Consider the following 17,647-nt stretch of genomic DNA (forward strand, 5'->3'; position numbering starts at 1 on the left):
TTAAATTGAACAAAAAATTCAAAAAGCAGTAAAAACGGCGAGTAGCGCAGCTTGGTAGCGCAACTGGTTTGGGACCAGTGGGTCGGAGGTTCGAATCCTCTCTCGCCGACCAATTTTGAACCCCGCGAAAGCGGGGTTTTTTGTTTCCTGTGTTCCCTTAATCCCCGCGTTTTCTGCCTGTTGGCTATCAACGACAACCCCTTCTCGTACTGTCGCCTAAGAGAGACTTCTAATTTATTGAATTTAAACAAATAATATAATTTACCTTATTAGATGTCGTTCTGTGGCGACAAACTGTGACGATGATCGCGGTGAAGAGGGAAGCAGGACGCCCTGAGTAGGTTGAATTTATTGGCTTATTAAAAGTTTGCGCTGCGTTCCATTTGAGGGTGTAAACCTGGCATGATACGTGCAATAATATTCATGTAGATGCTCATTCCATCTCTTATGCTCGCCTTCTGGCTTCATAAACTCAGGAATGATGCAGAGCCGTTTACGGTGCTTATCGTCCACAGACAGATGTCGCTTCGGCCTCATCAAACACCATGGACATAACGTTGAGTGAAGCACCCATTAGTTGTCAAAGACCTGTTTTAACGCCTGCCTGAGCTTTCCGGCAGGCGTTTTTTTTGGCTGGCCGTCAGGCCGGAGGGTTATTTTGCAGCGTCAGCAGCAGACCGTCGCGGCGCATGAGTGCGGCCTCTTCCGGCTGATGCATGCGATCGAGACAATCTGCCAGCCAGGCGTAGTCGAACGCATCCGGACGCTGTTTCAGCGCCGCGCGGAAGGCCAGGCTTGCTTCCTGCCATTCGCCATGTTTCAGCAGTGACTGGCCCAACGTACTCCACAGCAGGGGGCGATCGCCCTGCGTTTTAATCTGCTGGCGCAGAACTTTTTCGATCTGCTCAGGATTATTGGTTTTCAGCCGCGGGATCAGCATCACCAGACGATCGTCATACTGGCGTTTCAGGCCATCAAGAATTATTTCCTGTGCAGTATCGTGATCGTCGCACTCAATCAAGTGCTCGGCGATAGTCACCTGTAGCGTCATCTGCTGACGGGTTTTACGGCTCTGGTTTTTCCACCAACTTTTCAGACCTTCGCTGCCCTGATCCGCGCGCGCTTGATCCATCATGCCAATCCACGCCTGCTGTTGCAGCGCATCACGATGATCGTCGTCGCCGACATCGGCTTTCGCCATCGAAGGGATGATATCCAGTAGGGAAGTCCATGCGCCGGTGCGAATATAGGCCCGTTCAGCCAGGCGTAGCACTTCCGGATGACGCGGGGTGATCTCCAACAATTTATCCACACCATGACGGGCTGCATGATTCTCGTTGCGCGCCAGTTGCAGGCGTACCCGGGTGATTTCTACCGGGATGGGGTCGTTTTCCGCCAGCTCTGCCGCGCGCTCCAGATGCTGGTTGGCACGGGCTTCATCACCGCGTTGCTGCGCCGCTTCGGCCGCCAGCAGGTAATTCACCACGGGCTGCTCGGCGTGATCGGCATTTTTCGACATCAACTTTTCAACTTGCTGATAGTCGCCTTCCGCCAGCTTGAGTAGCGCTTGCTCCGTTTGTTTACGTGCGCGACGACGTTTGCGACCCACAAACCATCCACGGGTATGTGCGCCAGTGCGGAAAATGCGCCGCAGCACCCATTCGAGGGCAAAGATCGCCACCAATGCCAGAGCCAGAATGATCACTAACCCGGTGACGCTGGTTTCAATGTTGTAATTATCGGTTTGGATCAGCACATAACCCTGATGCCCGGCGAGCATGGGGCCGAGCACGATCCCAGCGATCAACAACGCAAAGAGCAATAACACTTTCAGCATGCTTATTCTCCCTGCGCTGTGGCTGCACTGGTCGGCGCCTGTTGAGACGTCACGGCAGGCTGCGCCAGAAGATTGCGTACGCGGGTTTGCATTAATTTTTCCAGAATTGGCTGGCTTTGCAGCGATTCCGGTAAATTCATGGCAATTGTTTGCTGGCTCAGCTTATCCACTTCCTCAAGGAAGGATTTGGTGGCCGCATCGTCGGTGTCGTAGTACGCACGTACCCAGGTAGAAACATTATCCAGCGCCTGTTTGTAGGTCTCTTCCTGATGACGCGGAACGGCTTGCGCGGCGACGAGCAGACGTGAACGGATGTTTTCACGCAGGTAGATATCCTGATTCGGCGCGAGCAGCGGTACTGCCGTTTCATCGCGACGGCGGATAGTGATAAAGCTGTCCATAAAGTTCTGCCAGCTTTTTTGTAGATTGACGCGCCATTCGCTGATCGAGCCGGAAGGGGTGCTGCTGTCGTCATCCATCGGTGAATCGTCATCGTTATTATCCGCAAGACGCAGATTATCAATTTGATTCGAAAGCTGGTTCAGATTGAGGATAATGCCATCGTAATCCACCTGAGTGATTGCCGACAGACTGCCGATATCATCAGTGATGGCGCGACGTGCGGTAATCAGGCTTGGATCGTTCATATCCGCCAGACTGGCGTCGGCACTCTTCAACAGTGCGGCAGCTGTGGTGACATCCTGATCGCTCCACAGTTTGCGGCCCGCCAGTTTCACCAGGAAATCGGCCTGTGCCAGTTGCCATGTTTTCGCATCAGAACCGGAGATGGTTGCCACTTTCTGCTGCACTTCATCAAGCTGCTTCGCCAGGACGTCGTTCTGACGTTTGGCAGCATCAAGCTGGTCTGCTTGTTGTTTAATCACGCCTTCCAGCTCTGCGCGTTGCTTATCCTGCGATTGTTGTAAGGCGATAACCTGATTGGCGATCTCGCCATTATTGCTATGTAGTGTTGCTACTTGCTGTTTTACCCAGCCATAAAGCCCGGCACCCGATGCCAGCGCAATGGCAATGGCGATCGCGCTGAGCGCAAGGCTGGTCCTGTTAGCGCGTCTATTCTTCTCTGCTTTTTCCGGCGGCGGCGTTGCGCCGTCAGCCGCTTTGGTCTCTTCGACCACGGCGGAGGAGTTTTTTTGTTCCGTCATTATGGCTTCCCATTATGAGAGTTATTGTAATGCGCGAAGCAGCGCATCGTTGTCGGCATTGTCAGCGACCCGAATATCCTGCCAGCCCAGTTCCCGGGCGAGGTGTGCCAGACGCTCGCTCGCCACAACCAGGCGACAGCGAAGTAACCAATTTTCCCGATACCAGGGGGGAATAAGTGAAAATAATTGCTGCATCATTTCGCCGCTGGTGATCACCAGTGTCGTCACGCCACGCGTATGCCAGCGCATTGCTTCTTCAGCACCGTCATAAAATATTGCACTGCGTTGATAACATTCGCAAAATTCAACTTCGGCACCACGCGCTACCAGCGCCTCTGCCAGCAATTCGCGCCCGCCGTTACCCCGTAAGATTAGCGCATGCTTACCCTGAACACTTTGTAATTCAGGTAATTGTAGCAACACTTCACTGATTTCCCGATCGTGCGGATAGCGCACCTCAATGCCACTGACGGTATGTAATGCTAGCGCAGTGGTGCGACCGATAGCGAAATAGTGAGGCTGAGGGGGAAATCGCAAACCAAGCTGCTGTAAGTGGGCGTGAGCGAATGTCACCGCATGCTGCGACAGGGCAAAAACCATATCGTCTGCGGTTAGCGCGGAGAGCCGCGCAGGTAATGAAGCGAGCTCGCGGCCTGGCGTAAATTCGATTAACGGAAAGCTCCAGGCCACCAGCCCCAGTGTACGCAACCGGCTGACTAATTCTTCTCCGGCTGGAGATGGGCGTGTGACCAGAATGCTCATACAGGTGCTTCTCCGTTATAAACCTCATCCAGAATAGCGCGGGCGCCATTCACCAGTAGCTCTTCCGCCAGTGAGATCCCAAGTTGTTCTGCATCTTCCGGTTTACCGCGGCGTTCGCCGCGTACCTGGATCGAACCGTCTGGCGAACCCACCAGCCCGCGCAACCAGATCTCGCCGTTGATAAGTTCAGCATAGCTGCCAATAGGTACCTGGCACCCACCTTCAAGATGGGTATTCATCGCCCGCTCTGCTTTAACGCGCACGGCGGTATCCTTGTGATTCAGAGGTTCGAGCAGCGTGCGCGTGCGCGTGTCATCGAGGCGGCACTCTACGCCGACCGCGCCCTGACCGACTGCCGGTAGCGAGATTTCCGGCGGCAGCGCCATGCGTACGCGTGAAGCCAGTCCAAGGCGGTTAAGGCCTGCTACAGCGAGGATAATCGCGTCATATTCACCGTTATCCAGCTTGCTCAGACGGGTGCCGACGTTGCCGCGTAGGGAACGTATCACCAGATCCGGACGGCGTTCCGCCAGTTGGCACTGACGGCGCAAACTGGAAGTGCCAACAATGCTGCCGTGCGGCATTTCGTCCAGCGAGGCATAACGGTTTGACACAAACGCATCGCGTGGATCGTCGCGCTCACAAATGGTCACCAGGCCAAGCCCTTCGGGGAAATCCACTGGGACATCTTTCATTGAATGCACCGCGATATCGGCGCGGTTTTCAAGCAGTGCCAACTCAAGTTCTTTCACAAACAATCCCTTGCCGCCCACTTTCGCCAGAGGCGTATCAAGGATCACATCGCCGCGGGTTACCATCGGCACCAGTTCTACAGTCAGCCCCGGATGGCTCACTTCAAGGCGTTGCTTAACGTATTGTGCTTGCCAAAGCGCAAGGGGGCTTTGCCGTGTGGCAATTCTTAAGACATTGTCTAACATGCTTGTTACCGTCATTATCGTCCGTTGACCATCCTAACATTGTTGCATTAGGGTGTCAGTGTTCGCGGCGGATTGCCGGGGAAAGAGAAAGCTTCGTCCCGCAATACAGGCGCAGCGCGGGTCGTAATTAAGAATTTACAGAGTGTGTTTGATGCTACACTGGTTTGTGCTGCATCTTTCTTTACGGTCAATGAGCAAGGTGTTAAATTGATCACGTTTTAGACCATTTTTTCGTCGGTACCCCTATAAAGATAAGGGCGAAAAATGGCAACGGCGACTTTGAATTTTCTGTAAACATCAGGCGATATGTCTTGTACCTCTATATTGAGACTCTGAAACAGAGACTGGATGCCATCAATCAACTGCGTGTGGAACGCGCTCTTGCTGCCATGGGGCCTGCTTTTCAGCAGGTCTACAGTCTGCTGCCGACATTACTGCATTACCATCATCCGCTGATGCCGGGTTACCTTGAGGGTAACGTTCCACAAGGCATTTGCCTTTACACGCCTGATGAAAACCAACTTCATTATCTGAACGAACTTGAACTGCACCGTGGTTTGCCGCCGCAGGAGTCGCCAAAAGGCGAATTACCGATCACCGGTGTTTACTCTATGGGGAGCACGTCATCCGTTGGGCAAAGTTGCTCTTCAGATCTGGACATCTGGGTATGTCATCAATCCTGGCTCGATAACGAAGAGCGTCAACTGTTGCAGCGTAAATGTAGCCTGCTCGAAAGTTGGGCTGCGTCGCTGGGCGTGGAAGTGAGCTTTTTCTTGATTGATGAAAACCGTTTCCGCCATAACGAAAGCGGCAGTCTCGGCGGCGAGGATTGTGGCTCGACGCAGCATATATTGTTGCTTGACGAATTTTACCGCACCGCCGTGCGTCTCGCCGGTAAACGTATTCTTTGGAATATGGTGCCGGGCGATGAAGAAGAGCATTACGACGACTACGTAATGACGCTCTATGCGCAGGGTGTGCTGACGCCAAATGAATGGCTGGATCTCGGCGGCTTAAGTTCCCTTTCGGCGGAAGAGTACTTCGGTGCCAGCCTTTGGCAGCTCTATAAAAGTATCGATTCCCCGTATAAAGCAGTGTTGAAAACCCTGCTGCTGGAAGCGTATTCCTGGGAATATCCTAATACGCGCCTGCTGGCGAAAGATATTAAACAGCGTCTGCATGATGGTGAGATCGTCTCCTTCGGTCTTGATCATTACTGCATGATGCTGGAACGCGTAACGCAATATCTGGTTGCCATCGAAGACACCACCCGTCTCGATCTGGCGCGTCGATGTTTCTACTTAAAAGTGTGCGAGAAGCTCAGCCGTGAACGGGCCTGTGTCGGCTGGCGTCGTGAAGTGATCGCGCAGTTGGTGAAAGAGTGGGGCTGGGATGATGCGCGCGTGGTCATGCTGGATAACCGCGCCAACTGGAAAATCGATCAGGTACGCGAAGCGCACAATGAACTGCTCGACGCGATGATGCAGAGCTACCGCAATCTGATCCGTTTCGCCCGGCGTAATAATCTGAGCGTTTCCGCCAGCCCGCAGGATATTGGGGTGTTGACCCGTAAACTGTATGCCGCCTTTGAGGCGTTGCCGGGCAAAGTAACGCTTGTGAACCCACAGATTTCACCGGATCTCTCTGAACCCAATTTAACCTTTATTCATGTTCCTCCAGGCCGCGCCAACCGCACAGGCTGGTATCTGTACAATCGTGCGCCGAACATGGATTCAATCGTCAGCCATCAGCCGCTGGAATATAACCGTTATCTGAATAAGCTGGTGGCCTGGGCCTGGTTTAATGGGCTGTTGACCTCGCGCACGCGTCTGTTTATTAAAGGCAATGATGTGGTCGATCTGGCGAAATTGCAGGAAATGGTCGCGGATGTATCGCATCACTTCCCGCTGCGCCTGCCTGCACCGACTCCGAAAGCACTTTATAGCCCGTGCGAAATTCGTCACCTGGCTATCATCGTCAATCTGGAGTACGACCCGACTGCGGCGTTCCGTAATCAGGTGGTGCATTTCGACTTCCGTAAGCTTGATGTCTTCAGCTTCGGCGAGCAGCAAAACTGCCTCGTCGGAAGTGTGGATCTGCTCTACCGTAATTCGTGGAATGAGGTGCGTACTCTGCATTTCAACGGCGAGCAGGCGATGATTGAAGCGCTGAAAACGATTCTCGGCAAAATGCACCAGGATGCGGCACCGCCGGATAGCGTTGAAGTGTTCTGCTACAGCCAACACCTGCGCGGCCTGATTCGAACCCGTGTCCAGCAACTGATTTCTGAGTGTATTGAGCTGCGTCTTTCCAGTACGCGCCAGGAAACCGGACGCTTTAAAGCATTGCGCGTGGCAGGCCAGACCTGGGGACTGTTCTTTGAACGCCTGAATGTGTCGGTACAGAAGCTGGAAAACGCGATCGAGTTTTATGGTGCGATTTCCCATAACAAACTGCATGGCCTTTCCGTGCAGGTTGAAACCAATCACGTCGAATTACCGGCGGTGGTGGATGGTTTTGCCAGCGAAGGGATTATTCAGTTCTTCTTTGAAGAGACCGGTGAAGAAGGCTTTAACATCTATATCCTGGATGAGAGCAACCGCGCGGAAGTCTATCATCACTGTGAAGGCAGCAAAGAGGAGCTGGTGCGGGATGTAAGCCGTTTCTACTCGTCATCCCATGACCGCTTCACTTACGGCTCCAGCTTTATTAACTTCAACTTGCCGCAGTTCTATCAAATTGTGAATACGGAAGGGCGTGCGCAGGTGATCCCGTTCCGCAATCAGGCAATCAGCACCGCAACACCGGCGAATCAGGACAACGACGCACCGCTGTTGCAGCAATATTTCTCGTAACACGTGCCGGATAAATCATTAACACCTTATCCGGCGCGTAATATTAACGAAAAGTCACCGTTTCGCCCGCTTGCTGCGTGGCTGCTCGCTCCAGCAGATCCCAGAAGGTTTCGCCGCTGCGATCGCAAACCCAGTCGTCACCCTTCAGATCGAAATGGTAGCCGCCCTGTTTGGTTGCCAGCCACACCTGGTGCAGCGGCTCCTGGCGGTTAATGATAATTTTGCTGCCGTTTTCAAAGCTGATGGTTAAGACGCCGCCGTTGATTTCGCAGTCGATGTCGCTGTCGCCATCCCAGTCATCAAGGCGTTCTTCGATGGTGAGCCACAGGCTGTCGGCGAGGCGATGAAATTCACTGTCGTTCATTCTGCTTTCCTGTTTTTTATGATGGCAGCAGTATAACGCGAAATATTTCCCGATGCCCTAAACCAGCAAACTCTTGCTTTTGTGTCTTCTCCTGCGATGATAGAAAGCAGAAAGAATGAACTTACAGGCAACTCATAATGAAAGATGTGTTTCGCGCGATGACCGTACTGCTGACTCTGTTCAGCCTGACGGGTTGTGGTCTGAAGGGGCCGCTCTATTTTCCTCCTGCGGATAAAAACGCGCCGCCGCCAATCAAAACGCAAACCAGCACGATCCAGCCGAGCTCGCCGGATAGCAACGATCGTGGTGACGAGGGCTCTCCGAGTCAGGTGAATTACTGACGCTACCGTTCTGTATCCGCGCAACTGGAGTAGATGATGCAGTTCTCAAAAATGCATGGCCTTGGCAACGATTTTATGGTCGTCGACGCGGTAACGCAGAATGTCTTTTTCTCACCGGAACTGATCCGTCGTCTGGCGGATCGCCACCTTGGCGTTGGGTTTGATCAACTGCTGGTGGTTGAGCCTCCCTACGACCCCGAACTCGATTTTCACTACCGAATTTTCAATGCCGACGGCAGTGAAGTGTCGCAGTGCGGTAACGGCGCGCGCTGTTTCGCCCGCTTTGTTCGCCTGAAAGGGTTAACCAATAAACGTGATATTCGCGTCAGTACGGCGAATGGCCGTATGGTATTGAGCGTAACGGAAGACGAACTGGTACGCGTCAATATGGGAGAGCCAAACTTCGAACCGTCGCAGGTGCCATTCCGCGCTAACAAAGCGGAAAAGACCTATATTATGCGGGCAGCGGAGCAAACCATACTGTGCGGCGTTGTTTCGATGGGTAATCCGCACTGCGTGATTCAGGTTGATGACGTGGACACCGCGCCGGTAGAAACCTTGGGGCCGGTGATGGAAAGCCACGAGCGCTTTCCTGAGCGCGCCAATATCGGTTTTATGCAGGTTGTCTCACGGGATCACATTCGTCTGCGCGTCTTTGAACGTGGTGCAGGTGAAACCCAGGCGTGCGGTAGCGGCGCTTGTGCGGCTGTCGCAGTCGGTATTCAACAGGATTTACTGGCTGAGAATGTTCGTGTTGAATTACCGGGCGGTCGGCTTGATATCGCGTGGAAAGGACCGGGTCAACCGTTGTTTATGACTGGCCCGGCGGCACATGTCTATGACGGGTTTATTCATCTATGAAGCATATAGGAGAAGAGCAGCAGGAGCCGTTGGCCGAACTGGATGACCAGGCGGTCGCGGAGTATCTGCTGCACCATCCTGAATTCTTTATCCACAATGCGCGACTGGTCGAGCAAATGCGCGTGCCGCACCCGGTGCGCGGCACGGTTTCTCTCGTGGAATGGCACATGGCGCGCTCGCGTAATCACATCAATGCGCTGGAAGAGAACATGACCTTGTTGATGGAACAGGCGAGCGCAAACGAAGGGTTATTCTATCGTTTGCTGCGTCTGCAAAGTCGGCTGGCGTCCGCTGGCAGCCTTGAAGAGATGCTTAGCCGTTTTCATCGCTGGGCGCGCGATCTGGGGCTGGCGGGTGCGACTATCCGCCTGTTTCCCGATCGCTGGCGTCTGGGCGCACCTTCCCGCTACACACATCTTGCGCTCTCCCGGCAGGCGTTTGAATCATTGCGCATTCAACGCTTAGGCCAGCAGCACCACTATCTCGGCTCATTAAACGGGCCGGAGCTACTGTTGCTGTTGCCGGAAGCGAAAGCCATCGGCTCTGTGGCCATGTCCTTAATGGGGCCGGACGGCTCCCTTGGCGTGGTGCTGTTCAGCAGCCGTGATGTTCACCATTACCAGCAAGGTCAGGGCACTCAGCTTTTAGATGAGATAGCGCAGATGCTGCCGGATCTTCTGGAACGCTGGATCGAGCGCGTATGAGCGATTCGCCGTTATTACCTGCCGTCAGCAAATTCCTGCGCTACCTTGGTGTTGAACGTCAACTTAGCCCCATTACGCTGCTTAATTATCAGCGTCAGCTTGATGCCATCATTGCGTTGGCCAGTGAAACCGGCCTGAAAAGCTGGCAACAATGTGATGCTGCAATGGTGCGCGCAATTGCCGTTCGCAGCCGACGAAACGGGCTCGGCCCGGCAAGTCTGGCGCTGAGACTTTCGGCGCTGCGCAGTTTCTTTGACTGGATGGTCGGCCAGGGCGAGCTGCCGGCAAACCCGGCAAAGGGCATTTCGTCACCGAAAGCGCCGCGGCATTTGCCGAAGAATATTGACGTTGATGATGTGAACCGACTGTTGGATATCGATCTTAACGATCCTCTGGCAGTGCGTGATCGGGCCATGCTGGAAGTGATGTACGGCGCTGGTCTTCGTCTTTCGGAACTGGTGAATCTGGATATCAAACATCTGGATCTGGAAAGTGGTGAAGTGTGGGTAATGGGCAAGGGAAGCAAAGAGCGCCGTTTGCCTATTGGTCGCAGTGCGGTGACCTGGATCGAGCACTGGCTCGACCTGCGTGGGCTGTTTGGCGCAGAAGAGGATGCGCTGTTTTTATCGAAGCTGGGGAAACGAATTTCGGCGCGTAATGTGCAAAAACGTTTTGCCGAGTGGGGGATCCGCCAGGGGCTTCACAGTCACGTAAATCCGCATAAACTGCGGCACTCATTCGCCACACACATGCTTGAGTCGAGCGGCGATCTACGCGGGGTACAGGAACTGCTCGGTCACGCCAATCTCTCAACGACACAAATTTATACCCATCTCGATTTTCAACATCTTGCATCGGTATACGACGCCGCGCACCCGCGCGCCAAACGGGGGAAATAATGCGTTTTTACCGCCCATTGGGTCAGATCTCCGCGATCACTTTTGACCTGGACGATACCCTTTACGACAACCGGCTGGTGATCCAGCGTACCGAACAGGAAGCGCTGGCATTTGTGCAACGTTATCATCCGGCACTGAACGGTCTGGAAAATGAAGAATTCAAGCGTCTGCGCTGGTCGCTGCGGGAAACCGAGCCCGAGATCTATCACGACGTTACCGAATGGCGGCGACGTGCCGTTGAACAGGCGATGCTGAACGCCGGGCTGACAGTCGAGGAAGCCGCCGTGGGCGCACAGGCCGCGATGGTTAATTTTGCCAAATGGCGCAGTCGCATTGATGTGCCGCAGGAAACCCACGACACGCTGAAGAGGCTGGCAACGAAGTGGCCTCTGGTGGCGATCACCAACGGTAACGCGCAGCCGGAACTGTTTGGGCTGGGCGATTACTTTGAATTTGTGCTGCGCGCCGGGCCGGATGGACGTTCAAAACCCTTCAGCGACATGTACCATCTGGCCGCAGATCGCCTTGGTGTAGCGGTAGAGGATATTCTGCATGTTGGCGACGATTTGACCACAGATGTTGCGGGCGCGATCCGTTGCGGCATGCAGGCATGCTGGATCAAACCGGAAGGTGCCGATCTGCTACAGGCGACGAACAGCCGTTTGTTACCGCATATGGAAATTTCGCGGTTGGCATCCCTCACGACGCTGATATAATCACCAATTGTTCTGTATAAAATACCAGGGTTTTTGGCGGATGGCACTACGCTTATTCGTCCTACGGTAACGTAGACCCGTAAGCGAAGCGCCACCGGGCGCTTCGTTCAATTCCTGACGACGACACGACGGTACCTATGGACGTTTCTTATCTGCTCGACAGCCTCAATGACAAACAGCGCGACGCCGTAGCCGCAGAGCGCAGCAATATGCTGGTGCTGGCCGGGGCGGGGAGTGGTAAGACGCGCGTGTTGGTACACCGTATCGCCTGGCTAATGACCGTAGAGAACTGCTCGCCATACTCGATCATGGCGGTCACTTTTACCAATAAAGCGGCGGCAGAAATGCGCCACCGTATCGGTCAGTTGATGGGCACCTCGCAGGGCGGAATGTGGGTGGGTACGTTCCACGGCCTGGCGCACCGCTTGCTGCGCGCGCACCACATGGACGCCAATCTGCCGCAGGATTTCCAGATCCTCGACAGTGAAGATCAACTCCGGCTGCTGAAACGCTTGATTAAAGCGATGAATCTGGATGAGAAGCAGTGGCCTCCGCGTCAGGCAATGTGGTACATCAATGGTCAGAAAGATGAGGGCATTCGTCCGCATCATATCCAGAGTTTCGGTAACCCGGTTGAGCAGACCTGGCAGAAAGTTTATCAGGCTTACCAGGAAGCTTGCGATCGTGCTGGGTTGGTGGATTTTGCCGAGCTACTGCTGCGCGCCCATGAGTTGTGGCTGAACAAACCGCATATTTTGCAGCACTATCGTGAACGCTTTACCAATATCCTGGTGGACGAATTTCAGGATACCAACAACATTCAGTACGCATGGATTCGCCTGCTGGCGGGTGATACCGGCAAAGTGATGATCGTCGGCGACGATGATCAGTCCATTTACGGCTGGCGCGGTGCCCAGGTGGAAAACATCCAGCGCTTTCTGAAAGATTTTCCAGGCGCGCAGACTATTCGCCTGGAGCAAAACTACCGCTCCACCAGTAATATCCTTAGCGCCGCTAACGCCCTGATTGAGAATAACAATGGGCGTCTGGGGAAAAATCTGTGGACCGACGGCGTCGATGGTGAACCGATTTCACTCTATTGCGCATTCAATGAGCTGGACGAAGCGCGCTTTGTGGTAAACCGTATCAAAGCCTGGCAGGACAACGGCGGGCAACTGACACAGTGCGCCATTCTTTATCGCAGCAACGCCCAGTCGCGCGTGCTGGAAGAGGCGCTGTTGCAGGCCAGTATGCCGTACCGCATTTATGGCGGTATGCGATTCTTCGAACGGCAGGAGATCAAAGATGCTCTCTCCTATCTGCGTTTGATTGCCAACCGCAATGATGATGCCGCGTTTGAGCGCGTGGTGAATACGCCGACGCGCGGCATTGGCGATCGCACGCTGGATGTCGTGCGTCAGACGTCCCGCGATCGCCAATTGACGCTGTGGCAGGCGACGCGTGAGCTGTTACAGGAAAAAGCGCTGGCGGGCCGTGCCGCAAGTGCTCTGCAACGCTTCCTGGAACTGATTGACGCGCTGGCCCAGGAAACGGCCGACATGCCGCTGCATGTGCAAACCGACCGGGTGGTGAACGACTCTGGTCTGCGCATGATGTACGAGCAGGAGAAGGGCGAGAAAGGCCAGACGCGTATTGAGAACTTAGAGGAGCTGGTCACCGCCACGCGGCAGTTCAGCTACAACGAAGAAGATGAAGATTTGATGCCGTTGCAGGCGTTTCTCTCCCACGCCGCGCTGGAGGCGGGTGAAGGGCAGGCGGACACCTGGCAGGATGCAGTGCAGCTTATGACGTTGCACTCGGCAAAAGGTCTGGAATTCCCCCAGGTCTTTATTGTTGGCATGGAAGAGGGCATGTTTCCGAGCCAGATGTCACTGGATGAGGGCGGACGTCTGGAAGAAGAGCGCCGCCTGGCGTATGTCGGCGTGACGCGTGCGATGCAGAAACTAACCTTAACCTACGCCGAAACGCGTCGTCTGTACGGAAAAGAGGTTTATCACCGTCCTTCACGCTTTATCGGCGAGCTACCGGAAGAGTGTGTGGAAGAGGTGCGTTTACGCGCCAGTATCAGTCGCCCGGTCAGTCATCAGCGCATGGGAACGCCAACTGCGCAGAGCGATACCGGCTATAAACTTGGCCAGCGCGTGCGCCATGCGAAGTTTGGCGAAGGTACGGTAGTGAACATGGAAGGTAGCGGTGAACACAGCCGTTTGCAGGTGGCTTTCCAGGGGCAGGGTATTAAATGGCTGGTGGCCGCCTATGCGAAGCTAGAAACCGTCTAACATTCAGAAAAATATCATTATTTTGTAATAATCTGCTAGCCTTATACGCTGAGGGGCAAATATTGCTCTTTCGCGTTTCGTTGCGTGTTGACGCCTCCTGAGTGCTGGCGTAACATGCGCGCACGAACACGCTAAGAGGACATTCGCCTTGGACACACCCAGTAGATACTGGCTCAATCTCCTGTTCCACAGGAACAACTCCTAAGGCTATTTTCTCATGCTGATAGCCTCAGAGGTTGTCAGCGACCTGCATGTTTCCCCGTCGCGCTGAGTCAGTCTGTTTAATGGTCTGAAACCCAATTCGTTTCTTGTGTGCCCACCGAACTGTCCAATATTTTTTGCACTGGGAGTCCCGGCCATGCTGAGCGCATTTCAACTGGAAAACAATCGTTTAACCCGTCTTGAGGCTGACGAAATCAAACACCTTGCCAGCTCGGTTTGGGTTGATTTGGTCGAGCCGGACGAAGATGAACGAACCCGTGTGCAAACGGAACTGGGTCAGAACCTGGCCACCCGTCCTGAACTGGAAGACATCGAAGCCTCCGCGCGTTTTTTCGAGGACGAAGACGGGCTGCACATCCACTCCTTCTTCTTTTTTGAAGACGCTGAAGATCATGCCGGTAACTCAACGGTAGCATTCACCATTCGCGAAGGTCGCTTGTTCACGCTGCGTGAGCGCGAATTACCCGCGTTTCGACTCTATCGTATGCGCGCCCGCAGCCAGGAGATGGTTGATGGTAACGCTTATGAACTGTTGCTGGATCTGTTCGAAACCAAAATCGAACAGCTGGCGGATGAGATCGAAAACATCTACAGCGATCTGGAAAAGCTGAGCCGCGTCATTATGGAAGGCCAGCAGGGCGATGAATATGACGACGCGCTTTCAACGCTTGCGGAGCAGGAAGATATCGGCTGGAAGGTGCGTCTGTGTCTGATGGATACCCAGCGTGCGCTGAACTTCCTGGTGCGCAAGGCGCGTTTACCGGCCGGCCAGTTGGAGCAGGCGCGCGAGATCCTACGCGATATCGAATCTCTGCTGCCGCACAATGAATCCCTGTTCCAGAAGGTTAACTTCCTGATGCAGGCGGCGATGGGGTTCATCAATATCGAGCAGAACCGCATCATCAAGATCTTCTCGGTCGTTTCCGTGGTGTTCCTGCCACCGACGCTGGTGGCATCCAGCTACGGGATGAACTTTGAATTTATGCCCGAACTGCACTGGAGCTTCGGCTACCCTGGCGCGATTGTCTTTATGATCCTCGCCGGACTGGCGCCGTATCTCTACTTCAAGCGCCGCAACTGGCTATAAGACAACGGGCGGCGCTGCTGCCCTTTTTCATTTAGCTTGGATTGCACGCGCCGCTTCAGCGTATTTGGAAAGAGGCGGCACAAACTTTTCATCATCCGTTTTTGCGTAAACCGCGCTGTGTATATACCGCGTCCATGACAAAAATCGCCAGCGCCAGCCAGATAAAACCAAAGGTCACCATCTTATCCGGCCCCGGATGCTCGCCATAGAAAGCCACCGCCAGCAGGAACATCAGCGTCGGACCGATATACTGGAAAAACCCCAGCGTCGATAAACGCAAACGCATTGCCGCGCCGGTAAAGCACAGCAGAGGGATCGTCGTCACTACACCAGCGGCCATTAACAGCAAGTTCAGTGACAGGCTGTTTTGCCCCATATGGCTGGTTGGGCTATCCGTGATGCCAAATAACCACACCGCCGCAACCGGCAGTAGCCATAGCGTTTCTACCAGCATGCCGGTTTGCGCATCGACCGCAATTTTTTTACGCAGCAGGCCGTAAAAAGCAAAACTAAATGCCAGACCGAGCGCAATGATCGGCAGCGAGCCAAACGTCCACAGTTGCACCAATACGCCGACGGCAGCCAGCAGTACCGCCAGCCACTGCATACGACGGAAACGCTCGCCCAAAAACAACATCCCCAGCAGAATATTCACCAGTGGATTAATAAAGTAACCCAGGCTGGCTTCCAGCATATGGTTGTGGTTCACCGCCCAGATAAACAGCAGCCAGTTGCCGCCAACTAACACGGCGGAGATGGCCAACAGCAGGATCTTTTTCGGCGTTTGCAACAACGCTTTTACGTTGCTCCACTGACGGCTGGCGCTGATCAACGCTAGCATAAAGAAGAAGGACCAGATGACACGGTGAGTGAGAATTTCGTCAGCCGGTACGTACCAAATCACTTTGAAATAGGCCGGGGCAACCCCCCAAATGAAATAAGCGGCCAGGGCGAGTAGCACACCCTGCCGCGTCTGTTTTGCATCCATCGGGAAAACTCTTTACTGAAAAGTAACCGTATGTTACCCGATTTCTACAACCGCCTCACCCCACCATATAGGTGGCTGTCGCGCTGGCGATATGCAGTTGATCCTCGTTATGCAGCTCTACGCGGGCCACGGCAACTTTATTGCCCGCACGTAGCAAACTGCTGCTTGCGGTGAAGCGTGTGCCGCGCCCAGGGCGCAGATAATCGACGCGTAAATCAATGGTGCCCATGCGCGACAAACGCTGGCGCAACTCCTCTTCGTTGATAGTGTCATGGCGGGTTAACGTGCTGCCAACGCAGACCAGACCGGCTGCGACGTCCAGCGCCGAGGCGATGACGCCGCCATGTAAAATGCTTTGCGCCCAGTTGCCCACCATCATTGGCTGATGAGTAAATTTCAACTCCGCATACTCTTTTTCATAACGTTCCAGCTCAAGACCTAACGCACGGTTAAATGGCATGTGATAGACAAAAATCTCGCCCACCAGCTTAAGGGTTTGATCCGCTGTGAGAACGGCTGACATAGCAATCTGATCCGATGTGTTAATGAGGTGTTGATTTTATGCCTGTTATTTGTTGATTTCCAGTTTAAGAACCGATACCTGCGCAGTGACTCTATAAATATGTAGAATAGTTGTGGGGAACTTATTCAATTCAACAATATGATTTGGGAGCATAAAACCGATGCGGACCTCTCTGGGTTGGTTTTTCGCAGTGCTTGCACTGCCTTTTATGGCATACGCACAAGAAGCTACGGTAAAGGAAGTCCATGATGCCCCCGCCGTGCGCGGTAGTATCATCGCCAATTTATTGCAGGATCACGATAATCCGTTCACGCTTTATCCTTATGACACCAACTATGTGATCTATACCGATACCAGCGATCTGAACAAAGATGCGATTCGCTCCTATAACTGGTCAGATAATGCGCGTAAGGACGAAGTGAAGTTTCAGCTCAGCCTGGCGTTTCCTCTGTGGCGAGGGATTCTGGGGCCCAATTCTGTTTTTGGGGCTTCCTATACGCAGAAATCCTGGTGGCAGCTCTCCAATAGCGCCGAGTCAGCTCCGTTCCGCGAAACCAACTACGAGCCGCAGCTTTTCCTCGGTTTCTCCACCGATTATGAGTTTGCTGGCTGGACGTTACGGGATGTGGAGATGGGTTATAACCACGATTCAAACGGCCGCTCCGACCCGACGTCGCGTAGCTGGAACCGCATCTACACCCGCCTGATGGCACAAAACGGCAACTGGATGGTTGAAGTGAAGCCCTGGTATGTGGTGGGTTCCATCGACGATAACCCGGACATCACCAAATACATGGGCTATTACCAGTTGAAGATTGGTTATCAACTGGGCGAGGCAATCCTCAGCGCCAAAGGGCAGTACAACTGGAATACCGGTTACGGCGGTGCGGAAATCGGAATCAGCTATCCGATAACCCGACACGTCCGGTTCTACACCCAGGTTTACAGCGGCTACGGCGAATCATTGATTGACTATAATTTCAAACAAACTCGTGTTGGTGTGGGTGTAATGCTCAACGATCTGTTTTAAGCATTGCAGTTTCTGTCGCAGGCGCTGAAAATAGCGCCTGTTTTTATTTCAGGCTAA

General features: G+C 53.8%; 17 protein-coding genes and 1 tRNA gene. 11 read left to right on the forward strand and 7 right to left on the reverse strand.

The window, feature by feature from the left end; all coding sequences use genetic code 11:
• The first annotated feature begins 35 nt into the window (after nucleotides 1-35).
• Nucleotides 36-112 (forward strand) — tRNA-Pro (locus BM427_RS23385).
• 528 nt (nucleotides 113-640) lie between these two features.
• Here the strand turns inward: BM427_RS23385 and hemY are convergent.
• The 4 genes from hemY to hemC are packed head-to-tail and all read right to left on the reverse strand — an operon-like array spanning nucleotide 641 to nucleotide 4,700.
• Nucleotides 641-1,837, reverse strand: a complete 1,197-nt coding sequence (gene hemY / locus BM427_RS23390) for a protoheme IX biogenesis protein HemY (RefSeq protein ID WP_090126621.1) — start codon at nucleotides 1,835-1,837, stop codon at nucleotides 641-643.
• A gap of 2 nt (nucleotides 1,838-1,839) precedes the next feature.
• Nucleotides 1,840-3,000, reverse strand: a complete 1,161-nt coding sequence (gene hemX, locus BM427_RS23395) for a uroporphyrinogen-III C-methyltransferase (RefSeq protein WP_090126625.1) — start codon at nucleotides 2,998-3,000, stop codon at nucleotides 1,840-1,842.
• Nucleotides 3,001-3,021: 21 nt separating this feature from the next.
• Complete coding sequence (gene hemD, locus BM427_RS23400; RefSeq protein ID WP_090126628.1) at nucleotides 3,022-3,762, reverse strand: uroporphyrinogen-III synthase; 741 nt, start codon at nucleotides 3,760-3,762, stop codon at nucleotides 3,022-3,024.
• Entirely contained in the window at nucleotides 3,759-4,700 is a 942-nt protein-coding gene (gene hemC / locus BM427_RS23405; protein ID WP_139234458.1) for a hydroxymethylbilane synthase, read from the reverse strand. The genes hemD and hemC overlap by 4 nt, the downstream gene beginning before the upstream one ends.
• A gap of 311 nt (nucleotides 4,701-5,011) precedes the next feature.
• On the opposite strand from hemC, the gene cyaA reads away from it, so the two are divergent.
• Nucleotides 5,012-7,555 (forward strand): class I adenylate cyclase, encoded by a 2,544-nt coding sequence (gene cyaA, locus BM427_RS23410; RefSeq protein ID WP_090126634.1) that lies wholly within the window; start codon nucleotides 5,012-5,014, stop codon nucleotides 7,553-7,555.
• 43 nt (nucleotides 7,556-7,598) lie between these two features.
• Here the strand turns inward: cyaA and cyaY are convergent, their stop codons facing one another.
• Nucleotides 7,599-7,919 (reverse strand): iron donor protein CyaY, encoded by a 321-nt coding sequence (gene cyaY / locus BM427_RS23415; RefSeq protein ID WP_090126638.1) that lies wholly within the window; start codon nucleotides 7,917-7,919, stop codon nucleotides 7,599-7,601.
• 137 nt (nucleotides 7,920-8,056) lie between these two features.
• Between cyaY and lptM the strand changes: the two genes are divergently transcribed.
• From lptM to corA, 8 genes are all read left to right on the forward strand, one after another.
• On the forward strand, nucleotides 8,057-8,260 hold the full coding sequence (gene lptM, locus BM427_RS23420; RefSeq protein ID WP_090126641.1) for an LPS translocon maturation chaperone LptM: 204 nt from the start codon (nucleotides 8,057-8,059) through the stop codon (nucleotides 8,258-8,260).
• Nucleotides 8,261-8,296: 36 nt separating this feature from the next.
• Nucleotides 8,297-9,121: a diaminopimelate epimerase gene (dapF, locus tag BM427_RS23425; RefSeq protein ID WP_007369166.1), complete on the forward strand. Its 825-nt coding sequence runs from the start codon at nucleotides 8,297-8,299 to the stop codon at nucleotides 9,119-9,121.
• A complete protein-coding gene (locus BM427_RS23430) occupies nucleotides 9,118-9,825 on the forward strand; it encodes a DUF484 domain-containing protein (protein WP_090126644.1) in 708 nt (235 codons plus the stop codon). Before dapF ends, BM427_RS23430 begins: the two co-directional genes overlap by 4 nt.
• Nucleotides 9,822-10,724, forward strand: a complete 903-nt coding sequence (gene xerC, locus BM427_RS23435; protein ID WP_090126647.1) for a tyrosine recombinase XerC — start codon at nucleotides 9,822-9,824, stop codon at nucleotides 10,722-10,724. Before BM427_RS23430 ends, xerC begins: the two co-directional genes overlap by 4 nt.
• On the forward strand, nucleotides 10,724-11,440 hold the full coding sequence (yigB, locus tag BM427_RS23440) for a 5-amino-6-(5-phospho-D-ribitylamino)uracil phosphatase YigB (RefSeq protein ID WP_090126650.1): 717 nt from the start codon (nucleotides 10,724-10,726) through the stop codon (nucleotides 11,438-11,440). Before xerC ends, yigB begins: the two co-directional genes overlap by 1 nt.
• Before the next feature lie 137 nt (nucleotides 11,441-11,577).
• Nucleotides 11,578-13,740 carry a DNA helicase II gene (gene uvrD / locus BM427_RS23445; protein WP_090126653.1) on the forward strand — a complete coding sequence of 721 codons (2,163 nt, stop codon included), beginning with the start codon at nucleotides 11,578-11,580 and terminating at the stop codon, nucleotides 13,738-13,740.
• Between the two features lie 148 nt (nucleotides 13,741-13,888).
• Nucleotides 13,889-13,945, forward strand: a complete 57-nt coding sequence (ysgD, locus tag BM427_RS26400) for a YsgD/CorL family protein (protein WP_367888890.1) — start codon at nucleotides 13,889-13,891, stop codon at nucleotides 13,943-13,945.
• Between the two features lie 153 nt (nucleotides 13,946-14,098).
• Nucleotides 14,099-15,049, forward strand: a complete 951-nt coding sequence (corA, locus tag BM427_RS23450; RefSeq protein ID WP_007369161.1) for a magnesium/cobalt transporter CorA — start codon at nucleotides 14,099-14,101, stop codon at nucleotides 15,047-15,049.
• A gap of 91 nt (nucleotides 15,050-15,140) precedes the next feature.
• On the opposite strand, the gene rarD is transcribed toward corA, so the two are convergent.
• Both rarD and yigI read right to left on the reverse strand, forming a co-directional pair.
• Nucleotides 15,141-16,037, reverse strand: a complete 897-nt coding sequence (gene rarD / locus BM427_RS23455) for an EamA family transporter RarD (RefSeq protein WP_090126657.1) — start codon at nucleotides 16,035-16,037, stop codon at nucleotides 15,141-15,143.
• Between the two features lie 55 nt (nucleotides 16,038-16,092).
• Nucleotides 16,093-16,560, reverse strand: coding sequence for an acyl-CoA thioesterase YigI (yigI, locus tag BM427_RS23460; RefSeq protein ID WP_090126660.1), 468 nt, complete (start codon nucleotides 16,558-16,560; stop codon nucleotides 16,093-16,095).
• A gap of 160 nt (nucleotides 16,561-16,720) precedes the next feature.
• Between yigI and pldA the strand changes: the two genes are divergently transcribed.
• On the forward strand, nucleotides 16,721-17,590 hold the full coding sequence (gene pldA, locus BM427_RS23465) for a phospholipase A (protein ID WP_090126663.1): 870 nt from the start codon (nucleotides 16,721-16,723) through the stop codon (nucleotides 17,588-17,590).
• The last annotated feature ends 57 nt before the right edge of the window (nucleotides 17,591-17,647 follow it).

The sequence above is a fragment of the Kosakonia arachidis genome, assembly GCF_900116535.1.
Classification (GTDB): Bacteria; Pseudomonadota; Gammaproteobacteria; order Enterobacterales; family Enterobacteriaceae; genus Kosakonia; species Kosakonia arachidis.